14 protein-coding genes are annotated in these 13235 nt (G+C 68.8%); 3 read left to right on the top strand and 11 right to left on the bottom strand.

The features are described from left to right. Positions 1-24: 24 nt before the first annotated feature. The 11 genes from yhjD to V1227_RS31945 all read right to left on the bottom strand — a co-directional run bounded on the left by yhjD (position 25) and on the right by V1227_RS31945 (position 10100). Positions 25-1011 (bottom strand): inner membrane protein YhjD, encoded by a 987-nt coding sequence (yhjD, locus tag V1227_RS31995; protein WP_329788988.1) that lies wholly within the window; start codon positions 1009-1011, stop codon positions 25-27. Between the two features lie 24 nt (positions 1012-1035). Continuing rightward, on the bottom strand, positions 1036-2073 hold the full coding sequence (trpS, locus tag V1227_RS31990) for a tryptophan--tRNA ligase (protein ID WP_329788987.1): 1038 nt from the start codon (positions 2071-2073) through the stop codon (positions 1036-1038). Between the two features lie 27 nt (positions 2074-2100). Then, on the bottom strand, positions 2101-2256 hold the full coding sequence (locus V1227_RS31985; protein WP_329788986.1) for a hypothetical protein: 156 nt from the start codon (positions 2254-2256) through the stop codon (positions 2101-2103). A 158-nt stretch (positions 2257-2414) separates the two neighbouring features. Further along, on the bottom strand, positions 2415-4937 hold the full coding sequence (locus V1227_RS31980) for a bifunctional FO biosynthesis protein CofGH (protein WP_329788985.1): 2523 nt from the start codon (positions 4935-4937) through the stop codon (positions 2415-2417). A gap of 61 nt (positions 4938-4998) precedes the next feature. Continuing rightward, positions 4999-6657 carry a TIGR03767 family metallophosphoesterase gene (locus V1227_RS31975; RefSeq protein ID WP_329788984.1) on the bottom strand — a complete coding sequence of 553 codons (1659 nt, stop codon included), beginning with the start codon at positions 6655-6657 and terminating at the stop codon, positions 4999-5001. A 131-nt stretch (positions 6658-6788) separates the two neighbouring features. Continuing rightward, complete coding sequence (locus tag V1227_RS31970; RefSeq protein ID WP_329788983.1) at positions 6789-7019, bottom strand: HepT-like ribonuclease domain-containing protein; 231 nt, start codon at positions 7017-7019, stop codon at positions 6789-6791. Further along, positions 7009-7317 (bottom strand): nucleotidyltransferase family protein, encoded by a 309-nt coding sequence (locus V1227_RS31965; protein WP_329788982.1) that lies wholly within the window; start codon positions 7315-7317, stop codon positions 7009-7011. The genes V1227_RS31970 and V1227_RS31965 overlap by 11 nt, the downstream gene beginning before the upstream one ends. 45 nt (positions 7318-7362) lie before the next feature. Then, positions 7363-8157, bottom strand: a complete 795-nt coding sequence (locus V1227_RS31960; RefSeq protein WP_329788981.1) for an exodeoxyribonuclease III — start codon at positions 8155-8157, stop codon at positions 7363-7365. Positions 8158-8168: 11 nt separating this feature from the next. Next, entirely contained in the window at positions 8169-8387 is a 219-nt protein-coding gene (locus tag V1227_RS31955) for a hypothetical protein (RefSeq protein WP_329788979.1), read from the bottom strand. Positions 8388-8397: 10 nt separating this feature from the next. Next, positions 8398-8709, bottom strand: a complete 312-nt coding sequence (locus V1227_RS31950) for an SH3 domain-containing protein (RefSeq protein ID WP_329788978.1) — start codon at positions 8707-8709, stop codon at positions 8398-8400. Between the two features lie 167 nt (positions 8710-8876). Continuing rightward, positions 8877-10100, bottom strand: a complete 1224-nt coding sequence (locus V1227_RS31945; protein ID WP_329788977.1) for an NADP-dependent isocitrate dehydrogenase — start codon at positions 10098-10100, stop codon at positions 8877-8879. A gap of 260 nt (positions 10101-10360) precedes the next feature. On the opposite strand from V1227_RS31945, the gene V1227_RS31940 reads away from it, so the two are divergent. The 3 genes from V1227_RS31940 to V1227_RS31930 all read left to right on the top strand — a co-directional run bounded on the left by V1227_RS31940 (position 10361) and on the right by V1227_RS31930 (position 13233). Then, the gene (locus tag V1227_RS31940; RefSeq protein ID WP_329788976.1) at positions 10361-11167 is read left to right on the top strand and encodes a metal-dependent hydrolase; all 807 of its coding nucleotides are present in this window, start codon (positions 10361-10363) and stop codon (positions 11165-11167) included. A gap of 78 nt (positions 11168-11245) precedes the next feature. Further along, positions 11246-12754 carry a PHP domain-containing protein gene (locus V1227_RS31935; RefSeq protein WP_329788975.1) on the top strand — a complete coding sequence of 503 codons (1509 nt, stop codon included), beginning with the start codon at positions 11246-11248 and terminating at the stop codon, positions 12752-12754. Next, positions 12751-13233 carry a hypothetical protein gene (locus V1227_RS31930; protein ID WP_329788974.1) on the top strand — a complete coding sequence of 161 codons (483 nt, stop codon included), beginning with the start codon at positions 12751-12753 and terminating at the stop codon, positions 13231-13233. The genes V1227_RS31935 and V1227_RS31930 overlap by 4 nt, the downstream gene beginning before the upstream one ends. The last annotated feature ends 2 nt before the right edge of the window (positions 13234-13235 follow it).

The raw sequence follows: 13235 nt of genomic DNA, 5'->3' as shown, positions 1-13235 counted from the left end.
TCTCGTCCAGGGGAGCGTCAGGGACTACTTGCGGCGCCACCGGAACCCGAGCAGCGCACCCGCGAGCGCGCCCGCCCCGAGCATCAGCGACGGGGAGGGCCCCTGCCGCACCGACACCACGGGCTGGATCACCGCGGGCGGAGGCGCCTTCACGACCTCCGGCTCCTGGTTCTCCCGCGCGGTGGCCGTCCAGGCCGTGATGAACAGGATGAACTGGGCCACCAGGTTCGCGAACACCAGCACACCGATGACCGAGCCGAACGCGGCCGAGGTCGGCGACTTGGTCGTGAACGACAGGAAGACCGTCGCCGTCTGCTTCAGGACCTCGAACCCGACCGCGCCGGCGAACGCCCCGCGGATCGCGCTGCGCCACCCCACGGGCTTGCGCGGCAGCCGGGAGAGCACCCACAGGAACACGAGCCAGTTCGCGAGCAGCGACAGGACGATCGTGCCGATCCGCAGCAGGACGTGCGCCCAGCCGGCGTCCTGCAGCCCCATCCAGCGCAGGACCAGCTCGGCGAACCCGGTGCCGAGGGCCGTGATGCCGAACGACAGCACGATCGCGAGGCCCAGGCCGACCAGCGACAGCACGTCGCGCCAGAGCGTGCCGAGGAACGGCAGCTCCCCCTTGGCCTGGCCCCACTGCGCCGTCAGGGCGTCGCGGAGGTTGCTCATCCAGCCGAGACCGGAGTAGGCGGCACCGAGCAGACCGATGACGCCGACGGTGCCCTTGGAGTCCAGGGCGGTGTCCACGGCTTCGTTGATCTGCTCGCGCAGCGGGGCGTCCGGCACCGCCTCGGCGATGCTCTGCCGCAGCGACGCCAGCAGGTCCGGCTGCGACTGCAGCACGAAACCGGCGACGGCGAACCCGATCATCAGGATGGGCACGAGCGAGAGCACGCTGAAGTACGTCACCGCAGCGGCGTGCTGCGCGCCGTACCTCTGGTCGTAGCGCTCGTACGCACGAATGATGTGGTCGAACCACGCGTACTTCCGCCGCCACTTGTCCACGGCGAAGACGCTAGTGCAAGCGCACTACTCGGGCAGAACGAAGCCGATCTTGTCGTACGTGCGGCGCAACGTGCCGGCGGCGACCTCGCGGGCGCGTTCGGCACCACGGGCCAGGATCTTGTCCAGCGACGCCACGTCGTCGAGGTACGTCTTCACGCGCTGCTGGACCGGCGTGACCCACTCGGTGAAGACCTCGCCGAGGTCCTTCTTCAGGTCGCCGTAGCCCTTGCCGTCGTAGTCGGCGACCAGCGACTCGACCGTGCGGCCGGTCAGCGCCGAGTAGATCGTCAGCAGGTTCGACACACCCGGCTTGTTCTCGGCGTCGAAGAGGACCTCGCGGCCCGTGTCGGTGACGGCGGAGCGGATCTTCTTGGCCGAGCGCTTCGGGTCCTCGAGCAGCTCCACGACGCCACCGGGCACCGACTTGCTCATCTTCGAGGTCGGGTCCTGCAGGTCGAAGATCTTGGCCGTGTCCTTGACGATGTACGGCTCGGGCAGGCGGAACGTCTTGCCGTAGCGGGAGTTGAAGCGCGTCGCGAGGTCGCGCGTCAGCTCCAGGTGCTGGCGCTGGTCCTCGCCGACCGGCACGTAGTGCGCCTGGTACAGCAGGATGTCCGCGGCCTGCAGGATCGGGTACGTGAACAGGCCCACGCCGACGGACTGCTCCTGGCGCGCGGACTTGTCCTTGAACTGCGTCATCCGCGACGCCTCGCCGAACCCGGTCAGGCACTGCATGACCCAGCCGAGCTGGGCGTGCTCCGGGACGTGGGACTGGACGAACAGCGTCGCGCGGTCCGGGTCGATGCCCAGGGCGAGCAGCTGCGCGGCCGAGACGCGCGTGTTCTGGCGCAGGACCTTCGGGTCCTGCTCCACGGTGATCGCGTGCAGGTCGACGACGCAGTAGAACGCGTCGTGCGCCTCCTGCAAGGCGACCCACTGCCGCACCGCACCCAGGTAGTTGCCGAGGTGGAACGACCCGGCCGTCGGCTGGATGCCGGACAGGACGCGGGGGCGCTTGGCGGGCGCGGTGACACCTTCTGCGGGCGCGTTCTCCGTGGACACGGGCGAAATCTTCTCAGACCGGGTGGATCAGTTCTGCGCGGTGTCCTGCTGCACCAGGTCGATGCGCTGGTTCGCCGCGATGACCGGGGCCGGCTTGCGGCGCCTCACCAGGCCGTACACCAGACCGCCGACGCCGGCGGTGACCGCGATCAGACCCACGGGACCCGCAGCAGTACCGGTCATGCTGCTCTCAACCGCAGCGCTCAGTACCAGACTCATGCCGTGCACTTGCCGAGCCTCCCCAAGGCGCAGACCCACCCCGGAAGGGTGAACCTTGCTGACTGATTGGCCGCCAAGCTACCGAAGGCCGGTAGCGTCGATGCGCCGAATCAGACTATCGGTCACGGATGATCGGTTCGCACTCGCCCATATGTCGTAGTCCGCTGACGGGCGTTACGCCCTGCGAGCGAAGCCAGGGTCTCCAGCTCACGCACAGTGCGCGCGGACCCGTGCTCGGACCCTGCCATGCGGCTGATGGTCTCCTCCATCAACGTGCCGCCGATGTCGTTCGCACCCCCGTTGAGGATCTCCGCGGTGCCCTCGTCGCCGAGCTTGACCCAGGAGCACTGGATGTTGTCGATCCGCCCGTGCAGCGCCAGCCGCGCGAACGCGTGCACGGCGCGGTTGTCGCGGCGGCTCGGGCCGGGGCGGGCGACTCCCGCCAGGTAGATCGGGGCGTTGCGGTGCACGAACGGCAGCGCGACGAACTCGGTGAGCCCGCCGGTGCGGTCCTGGAGCCGCGCGAGGACGCGGAAGTGCGTGAGCCAGTGGCCGGGGTGGTCGACGTGGCCGTACATCATCGTGCTCGACGAGCGGATGCCCAGCTCGTGGGCGGTGCCGACGACGTCGAGCCAGGTCGCGGTGGGCAGCTTGCCCTTGGTGAGCACCCAGCGCACGTCGTCGTCGAGGATCTCGGCCGCCGTGCCGGGGATGGTGCCGAGGCCGGCTTCCTTGAGCTCGGTCAGCCACTCGCGGACGCTCACACCGGCCTTCGCGGCGGCGGAGACGATCTCCATCGGGCTGAAGGCGTGGACGTGCATGTCCGGCAGGCGCTTCTTGATGGCGCGCACCACGTCGGCGTAGTACGTCACCGGCAGCTTGGGGTCGATGCCGCCCTGCATGCAGACCTCGGTGGCGCCTTCGTCCCACGCCTCCTGCGCGCGGTCGGCGACCTCCTCGGCGCTCAGCCGGAACGCGTCCGCGTCGCGCTCGCGCTGCGCGAAGGCGCAGAAGCGGCAGCCGACGTAGCAGACGTTGGAGAAGTTGATGTTGCGGTTGACGACGTAGGTGACGTCGTCGCCCACCACCTCCCGCCTCAGGTCGTCGGCGAGACGGGTCATCTCTTCGAGTGCGTCACCGTCGGCGGTGAGGAGCGCCATCGCGGCGTCGGTGTCGTCGAGCAACGCCGCCGGGTCGTTCGCGGCGATCTTCAGTCCACGTTGGACGTCCTCGGAAAGCCGTTGCGGCGCAACGGGGATCTTCAGCTCGTCCCAGTCGCCGTAGACCTCGTCGAAGTCGCCGCGGCGGTCCCCAGTGCGGCCCTCGGTGTCGATCGCGGTGTTGAGGTCCGCGCGGCCGAACGTGTCGAGCCCGCCGTCCGGCTCCTGCCACTCGCGGCCGACGACCTCGGCGTCCGGGTTCGCGAGCCCGCTTTCCAGCGCCAGCGCGGAAACGTGCGCGGTGAGCCTCGTGTCGATCCACTGCCCCGCCGCCGCGCGGACGTACCGCGGGTAGACGTTCAGCCGCTCCCGCAAGGAGAAACCGGCTTCGCGCGTGATGCCGGCGAGCTCGTCGACCTGCGGCCACGGCTTCTCGGGGTTGACGTGGTCCGGCGTGATCGGCGAGACGCCGCCCCAGTCGTCGACGCCCGCCCGCAGCATCAGGCCGAACTCGCCGCCGACAAGGTTGGGCGGTGCCTGCACGCTCACGGTGGACGGCATCACCAGGCGTGCCACGGCGATGGTGGCCGCGAGCTCGGTCAGGTCGGCGTCGGGCATGCCGCGCATCGCCGTGTCCGGCTTGGCGCGGAAGTTCTGGATGATGACTTCCTGGATGTGCCCGTACTGCTTCGCGACCTGGCGCATCGCGAGCAGCGACTCGGCGCGCTCGGTGAGGTTCTCGCCGATGCCGATGAGGATCCCGGTGGTGAACGGGACGTTCACGCGGCCGGCGTCGGTGAGGACGCGCAGCCGGACGGCGGGGTCCTTGTCCGGGCTGCCGTGGTGCGGGCCGCCCTTCTCGCTCCACAGCCGCTCCGCCGTGGTCTCGAGCATCATCCCCATGCTCGACGCGACGGGACGCAGCCGCGTCAGCTCCTCCCAGCTCAGCACGCCGGGGTTCAGGTGCGGCAGCAGTCCCGTCTCCTCGAGCACCGCGATGGCGCTCGCCCGCACGTAGTCCAATGTGGACTCGTAGCCGCGCGCGTCCAGCCACTCCTTCGCGGCGGGCCAGCGGTCCTCCGGCCGGTCCCCCAGCGTGAAGAGCGCTTCCTTGCAGCCCTGCTCTGCCCCCGCGCGCGCGATCGCCAGCACCTCGTCGCGTTCGAGGAACGCGGCGGGCAGCTTGTGCGGCACGGTCGCGAACGTGCAGTAGTGGCACCGGTCCCGGCACAACCGGGTCAGCGGGATGAACACCGACCGGCTGTACGTGACGACCCCGGGACGCCCCTCCGCGAGCAGGTGGGCGTCCCGCACCTTCCCGGCCGCGGTGAGCAGCGCGTCGAGGTCGTCCTCGCGCGCGTGCAGCAGCACGGCGGCCTCGGTCGCGTCGAGCACGGCACCGTCGGCGGCCCTGCGCAGCGCACGCCGCATGGCCGCCGCGCTCGGACGGGGCTGCGGTGGGGTTAGCGAGATGTCCACTGCCACGTAAACGACCTTAGGCCGCCAAAATTCCTGATCACCCCGCACCCGTTGTGGGACATCCCACTCAGCGGACCGCCACGAGCAGCTCGGTGTTGCGGTCGAGCGGGGTGCCCAGCGGGTTCGTCCGCGAGTGGATGTCGTTGTAGGTGAACTCCCGGCACAGGCTCGCGAGGGCCGCGTCACCGCGGTCGTCGTAGTCCACCTGGTACGGCGCATCCGCCTCCAGCAGCGTCGTGAACAGCGACAACGTGCCGTCCCCGTTGTCCGCGACCTCGATGACGCGGGCGTGCTGCGGGTAGTCGACGTGCGCGGCCGTGTTGATCTCCCAGAAGCTCCTGGACGGCGTGGCGTGCCGGTGCGGCGTGATCACGTTGCGGTGCGTGTGCCCGTTGACCCACGCCAGCACGTTCGGGAACCGGTGCAGCAGGTTCACCAGCGCGTTGCCGTTCATGCGCGGGTCCAGAGGGCGGCGCTTGTCCGGCAGGACGTTGCCCATCGTCGTGCTCGTGTGGTGGCTGAAGAGCACGAACAGCTCGTCGGTGACGTTCTGCCGTTGCGGCAGACCGAGCCAGTCGTAGTAGAGCGAGCTGTTGCGCTTGAGCGTCCTCTCGATCCAGTTGAGCTGGTGCAGCCCGATGGATCCCGTGGAGAACCCTGCCAGGTTCGTGGTGTCCATGCTGATGCCGGTCACTCCGGGCGCCATGCGGAACGTGTAGAAGACGTCCACGCCATCCGCGTTGGCGTCCGTGTACCCGTGCCCACCCGTCGGCAGATGCTTGCGCACGTACTCACCGGTGTCGAACAGCCTGCGACGGTCATCGGGCGTCACGGTGCGGACGACGCCGCTCGTGGCGAGGATGGCCATCGCTTCCGGGATCGCCGCGGGGTCGTGGAACGCCCGCGCGACCTTCGCGTCCTGCACGGGGTCGCCGAACCCGACGATCTTCTTGCGCCCGGTGTACCAGCCGTCGAGCAGCCCGTCCGGCAGCGCGCCGACCACGCTGTCGTCGTGGTTGCCGATCGTGGCGTACCAGGGGATGTCCAGCCCGGGGCTGGTGAACGTGCGCACGGCCGCGTCCAGCAACCCGTCGAGCTGCGGGAAGCCCTTCGCCTTGTAGTCGTCCGCGCCGCTGAGGTCCGGCTGCCAGAACGTGCTGATGCCCGCGTTCTGCACCCCCTCGTACCTCGGGTCGCCGGTGTTGGGCGTGATGCTGCCGCCGTTGAGGACCGCCAGGAACCAGTCGAGCTCGATGCTCTCGTGGTTGTCGGTGTTGTCGCCGGTCGTCATGAGGAAGTCGAAGGGCCTGCCGGTCAGCGGCCCGTTCCTGACGGCGTTGACCCGCTTGACGAGTGCCGTCGAACCCTGCGTCGTCAGCGCTTCCTGCGGCCGGTGCGCGCTGGAACCCATGATCGGGTGCAGGTACTCGAACCGCAGCGGGCTCTGGGCGTCGCAGATGTGCATGTCGCTGAACTGCACGAAGCTCGTGAGCGCCTGCCTGCGCGCTTCCCGGTTCGGCTTGGCCGCGACGAGGTCGCCGCGCACGACCGTGGGCCACCCCGGCCCTGCCTGGAGCCTGCGGTAACCGCTGGTGCCGACGGGTGTGGCCGTGGTTTCGAGCGTGGTGCCCGCGGTCGACGCAAACGCTTGGCGGTCGAGGAGCGGAACGCCCGCGGCGCCCACGCCCATCGCCAGGAGGAACGAACGCCGGTTGAAGCCTGTCATACCGCCCCCGATTCATGGATGGTGAATCGTGTTCATGTTCAGGGAGCGGGTGGGTGGAATCGAGGGGTCAGGCGGGTGACGGGAGCGATAAAGGCTGCTCGGACTGGATCAGTCGGAGCAGCCGCCGTTGCTCAGCCGAGTCCGGCGAGCAGCTGGCGCAGCCGCTCCTCCAGCTGCGGCCTCTTCTCGGTGAGCACTTGCCACGCGAGCGCCTCGCCGATGATCTCGAACTGGCGCTCGACGGCGGACCGGAGCATCGCGTCAGCGAGGTAGTCCGTGAACGACTTGCCGGCGCTGAACTCGCTCAGCAGCTCGGCAGCGCGCAGGGCGTCCCACAAATACGCCCGAGGGTCACGCCGCATACAGGTTTTCCTTGGTTTCCATGACCTGCTCGCGGAAGTAGGGGTTGCGGATGCTGCCGTTGACCACGAGGTCGACAGGCCTGGCCAGAATCCGCTCCAACCCCTCTTTCAGGGCTAAGTAGCTGCCGAAGTGGTCGAAGTCGTCCGCCGTGTCGAAGTCGACGAGGATGTCCACGTCGCTGGTCACCACGTCGAACGAATCGCCGGCCGCCGACCCGAACAGGTCGAGCCTGCGAACGCCCAGTGCCCGGCACAGCTCCTCGATCTCAGCCACCTTCGCCGCCACGAACTCGTGCACCCCGTCACCTCCTCGAAGTCACGATTGTGCCGGATCGCAGGTGCCTCAGTCCGAGTACACGACCGTCACGGGCGCGTGGTCCGACCAGCGCTCCCCATAGGTCGCCGCCCGCTCCACCACGGCCGACGTGGCCCGACCGGCCAACCCGTCCGTCGCGACGTGGTAGTCGATCCGCCACCCGGAGTCGTTGTCGAAGGCCTTCCCCCGGTACGACCACCACGAGTAGGGCCCTGCCACATCGGGGTGCAGCGACCGCACCACGTCGTTGTACCCGGAGGCGAACACCGAGGTCATCCACTCCCGCTCGTAGGGCAGGAACCCGGACTCCTTCTGGTTCGTCCTCCAGTTCTTCAGGTCGGCCTGCTGGTGCGCGATGTTCCAGTCACCGCACACGAGCACCTCGCGCCCGGACACGGCCGCCTTCTCCCGCAGCGACACCAGGTACGGCAGGAAGGCCGCCATGAACCGGTCCTTCTCGTCCTGCTTCTCGGTGCCGACGTCACCGGACGGCAGGTACAGCGAGGCGACGACGACGCCGGGCAGTTCGACCTCGACGTAGCGGCCGCTCGACTCGAACTCCGAGGTGCCGAAGCCCACGCGGACCGAGGTGGGTTCGGTGCGCGACACGATGCCGACGCCCGCGCGGCCCTTCAGCGAAGAAGGCGCGTACACGCCGTGCCACCCGGGAGGCGAGTGCAGTTCCGCGCTCAGTTCCGACGGTTCGGCGCGCACCTCCTGCAGGCAGACCACGTCGGCGGGAGAAGCGGCGAGCCACTCCAGGTAGCCCTTCTTCGCGGCGGCGCGCAGGCCGTTGACGTTGACCGTGGAGACCGTGAGCACGAACGCGGAGCCTACTGGGAGGCCAGGCCCCAGGGCTTCGGGTACTCGGCGTCGCAGCGGGCGCAGTGCGCGGTCAGGTCGAGGTAGCCGACGATCGTGGCCATCTCGTCGCGGGGCAGCGCGAGCCGGCGCTCACCGTCGATCTTGGTGTACAGGCCCTGCCACTCGGGGTCGCAGGAGCACTGCGTGACGCTCTTGGCCCTGCCCCACCGGAACATGTTGCGCAGCATGCGCGCGAGTTTACTTGCAGGTGGAGTCGCTGGTCAGGGCCACGAACTGCTGGCTGACCCACCGGCGGTCGCTCAGCATGCGGTAGCCGTTCTCGACGCGGGACCGGGCCTCGGTCACGGCGTCGCGCGGCATGGTGGAGACGATCGGCTGCATGTCGCCGGGGCCCGAGCGGACGTTGAGGACGTCCGCGGTCACCGTGATCTTGCAGATCTCGTCCGCCTTGGCGCTGTCCATCGGACTGCCGCCGTTCACCGCGTACAGCACCCCGGCGACGCCCAGCACCCCGATCACGATCAATCCCCTGACCGGAACACCGAACATGACGCCTCCCGAACCCGCGAACCGCTTCCAGCAGCAGATATAGCGGCAAAAAGACGCCGGGGGACGCCGGGGCGCGGCAACCACCCGCAAGAGGAACCGACCGGGTGACGTGCCACGAAAAAGGCCACCCCGGTGTGACCGGGGTGGCCTTTTCCAGAGGACGGACGTCAGAACGACGCCATCTTCTTCTTGAGGTTCTCGTCGAGCGCGGCGAGGAAGTCCTCGGTGGTCAGCCACTCCTGGTCCTTGCTGATCAGCAGGGCCAGGTCCTTGGTCATCTGACCGGCCTCGACCGTCTCGATGACGACCGACTCGAGCGCCTCGGCGAAGCGGATCACCTCGGGGGTGCCGTCCAGCTTGCCGCGGTGCATGAGGCCACGGGTCCACGCGAAGATCGAGGCGATCGGGTTCGTGGAGGTGGGCTTGCCGGCCTGGTGCTGGCGGTAGTGGCGCGTCACGGTGCCGTGCGCGGCCTCCGCCTCGACCGTCTTGCCGTCCGGCGTCATCAGGACCGACGTCATGAGGCCGAGCGAGCCGAAGCCCTGCGCGACCGTGTCGGACTGGACGTCACCGTCGTAGTTCTTGCACGCCCAGACGTAGCCGCCCTCCCACTTCATCGCGGCGGCGACCATGTCGTCGATCAGGCGGTGCTCGTAGGTGAGGCCCTTGGCGTCGAAGTCCGCCTTGAACTCCTCGTCGAACACGCGCTGGAAGATGTCCTTGAACTGGCCGTCGTAGGCCTTCAGGATCGTGTTCTTCGTGGACATGTAGACGGGGTAGCCCCGCTGCAGGCCGTAGGAGAACGAGGCGCGGGCGAAGTCCTCGATGGACTTGTTGTAGTTGTACATGCCCATCGCCACACCGCCCTCCGCCGGGAACTCGGTGACGACGTGCTCGATCGGGTCCGAGCCGTCCTCCGGCTGGAAGGTGATCGTGAGCTTGCCGGCGCCGGGCACCTTGAAGTTGGTGGCCTTGTACTGGTCACCGTGCGCGTGACGGCCGATGATGATCGGCTTCGTCCAGCCGGGGACCAGGCGCGGGACGTTCGAGATGATGATCGGCTCGCGGAAGACGACACCGCCGAGGATGTTGCGGATCGTGCCGTTCGGCGAGACCCACATCTTCTTGAGGCCGAACTCCTCGACGCGCGCCTCGTCCGGCGTGATCGTGGCGCACTTGACGCCGACGCCGTGCTTCTTGATGGCGTTCGCGGCGTCGATCGTGACCTGGTCGTCGGTGGCGTCCCGGTGCTCGATGCCCAGGTCGTAGTACTCCAGGGTGACGTCCAGGTACGGGTGGATCAGCTTGTCCTTGATGAACTGCCAGATGATCCGGGTCATCTCGTCGCCGTCGAGCTCGACGACGGTGCCCTGAACCTTGATCTTGCCCATAACTCCGGGCGCTCCTCTCGCGACGATGCAAGCAAGACAAGCGTACTGGTAGAACGCCCGCCTGTGCCTGCGACCCTGGTTACACCGATTCAGCGCACCATAGCCCCCGCGTCGCGGCCCAGCAGCGGACGCGGTGCCTGCCTCATGGCTACCACGCCGGGTGCAACAGAACCGTCCCGGCGGACGTGTTGAGAAGCGGACCGGTTCGAACGTGCGAGCGACTACTGTTCACCGTTGAGTGATCATCAGGAGGGGCGCGAGTGTCAACTGGGCCAACACATGCGATGAGCGGGCTGCTCGCCTGGAGTGCCGTCACCGCACTAGCTTCCGCTCACCCGATCGGCCAGCTGACGCCGCAGAGCTGGGCCGTGGGGGCGGTTCTCGCCACCGGAGCGGCGCTCCTGCCCGATCTCGACCACCCCGGATCGACCATCTCGCGCACGTTCGGAGCGTTGAGCAGCGGGCTCTCCGCGGGCATCAACGCGTTGAGCAGCTTCGTGTACCGCACGACGCGGTTGAAGAGGGATTCCAAGCGGGACGGCGGACACCGCGGGCTCACCCACACGCTCGTCTTCGCGCTGTTCGCCGCCGTCTTCACCACCGCGGTCGTGCAGAACAGCCAGAAGTGGGCGCTGCCGGTGCTGATGTTCGTGTTCGCCGGCCTGGCGGTGCGCGGCATCATGAACGACTGGTGCCCCAAGCAGGACGCGTTGCTGATCACGGTGGTGTCCGCGGGCATCACGTGGGCGATGATCGCCTGGACCTCGCAGACGAACGCCTCCGCGGCGGCGTGCGGGATCGCGGTCGGCGTCGGGTGCTTCGCGCACTACGTCGGTGACGCGATCACCGAGCAGGGCTGCCCGATCCTGTGGCCCATCCCGATCATGGGCAAGACCTGGTACCCGGTGGCGCCGCCCAAGATCATGCGGATGAAGACCGGTGGCGTGGTGGAGATGGCGATCGTCGGGCCGATCGTGACGATCCTGTCGATCTGGCTGGGGCTCGCGGCGTTGCAGGGCACGGGCGCGCTGCCGTTCCTGGACTGGGTGGACCTTCTTCCGATCTAGTTAATCCGCCGTCCACCCGCGCCTCATCCGATCGGCCTAGCCTCCACGGACCCCGGCCCGGCGTGTGGAGGTCCAGCCATGTCCGAAGTAGCCCGCAGACGCTTCCTCCGGGGAGCGGGCGCGCTGGGGGTGGCGGGAGCGCTGGGCACCGGCTCCGCTTCTGCCTCACCCCGCTACCAGTGGCTGTCCGGCGACCACCACGCGCACACGCAGTACTCCTACGACGGCATGTACACCGTCGAGCAGCAGATCAGCGGCGCCCTGCGGCACGGCACCGACTGGCTCGTGATCACCGACCACGGTCACGCCTCGCACGAGGCGCACTCGGTCGAGGCGACGGCGTCCGACCTGGAGCGTGCCCGGCGGAAGTTCCCGCGCCTGCTGCTGTGGCACGGGATGGAGTGGAACGTCCCCGGCGCCGAGCACGCCACGGTGTTCTTCGAGGACTGCCGCGACGAGGCCGGCGTGCTGCGCGACTTCGAGCGCCAGTTCGACTGGCGGCTGAACGGCCAGGAGGCGTCGACCCCCGCCAACGAGCTCAAGGCGCTCGACGCGGTGCGGTGGCTCCAGATGAAGATCCGCAACGGCACGATGAAATCCGCGCTGGTGTTCGTGAACCACCCGATGCGCAACGGCAGGGTGGCGCCCCACGAGCTGCGGGCCCTGCGCGACCTGGCCCCGGACATCGTTGTCGGCATGGAGGGCGCGCCCGGCGCCCAGGGCGACGGTGACCCGGTGCGCGGTCCCGGCGGCCACCGCGGCGGGTACGCGAACAGCCCCGGCTCGAACTCCTACGCGCCCTACCCGCCCGAGGCCTACCGCACGCACGGCGGCTTCGACTGGATGACGGCGAAGGTCGGCGGCGTCTGGGACTCGCTGCTCGCCGAAGGCCTCGGCTGGTGGATCACGGCGAACTCGGACTCGCACTTCAACTCGCGCGACACGATCGTCCGCGTGCCCGAGCCGGGCAACCAGTTCGACCTGACCGGCAGGCACCTCGACCCGGTCGAGGGCTCCTCGCCGCAGGTGCTGCCGCCCTACGTCGACTTCTTCCCCTGCGAGTTCTCCCGGACCGTCGTCGGCGCCACCCGCCGGACGCGTGGCGCCGTGATGGAAGGTCTGAGGGCGGGTCGCGCGTGGGTGTCGCACGGCGGCCTCGTCGACGATCTCCGGTTCGAGGTCCGCGCATCCGGGCGAGCGGAGACGATGGGCGGGCGCTTGCGCGTGCGGCGTGGTTCCGACGTGACGGTGCTGATCAAGGCACGTCTCGCGACCCGGCCCAACAGCGCGGGGTTCGTGCCCAGGTTGCGCCGTTTGGACCTCATCAAGGGCGCCGTCACGGGACGATCATCATCTGAAACGTTGGCCACGCCACATGCGAAGGTCGAGCGATCCTACGAGCCGCACTGGCACCATGCGGTCTTCACGCACACGTTCCGCAACGTCCGGGAGCCCTTCTACGTCCGGTTGCGCGGAACCGACGGCAACCGCGGCGCGTTCGACCCGCAGGCGGACGCACCGGGAGCCGCGAACCCGTGGGAGGACCTGTGGTGCTACACCAACCCGATCTTCGTGGAGGTCAGGTGACCAGCACCTTCGTCGGCGTCGACGCCGGCCACGAGAACCGCTGGGAAGCGGAGAAGATCGCATTGGAGCTGCACGACACCGTGCTGACGACGGCCAGGACGGTCGTCGTGCACGAGGTCGACGGCCACCACGCGATGTCCTTCCTCGTACCCGTTGCCCCGTCCGACGCGGTGGTGAGCTCACTCGTGGCCCAGGGGTTCGGTGTCGCGGTGCGCAGCGCGTCCTCGGGACGCCTGGTGGGCCCGGAGGCGCTTCGAGCAGGCGCCTCCGCTGCTGCTGAGGCCCACCAGTACCGCCGCGAGGGGCGCGCTCTGCGGTTCCAGGGCCAACGGTCGTTGCGCGGCCGTCACGGCGTCTCGGACATCCTCGCGTTCACGGCCATCGAGGCCGTTCTGCCGCGTGGCACGCACACAGTCGACACGCGCGGGAACCTGACGCCCTTTTTCCGCGACGGCAAGCTGGTGCTGGTCGTCGACTAGGT

Origin of the sequence: Lentzea sp. DG1S-22, from assembly GCF_036321065.1 — a bacterium.
GTDB lineage: Bacteria > Actinomycetota > Actinomycetes > Mycobacteriales > Pseudonocardiaceae > Lentzea > Lentzea jiangxiensis.
The sequence above is the reverse complement of the archived record's forward strand: the minus strand, read 5'-3'. Positions and strand labels throughout refer to the sequence as shown.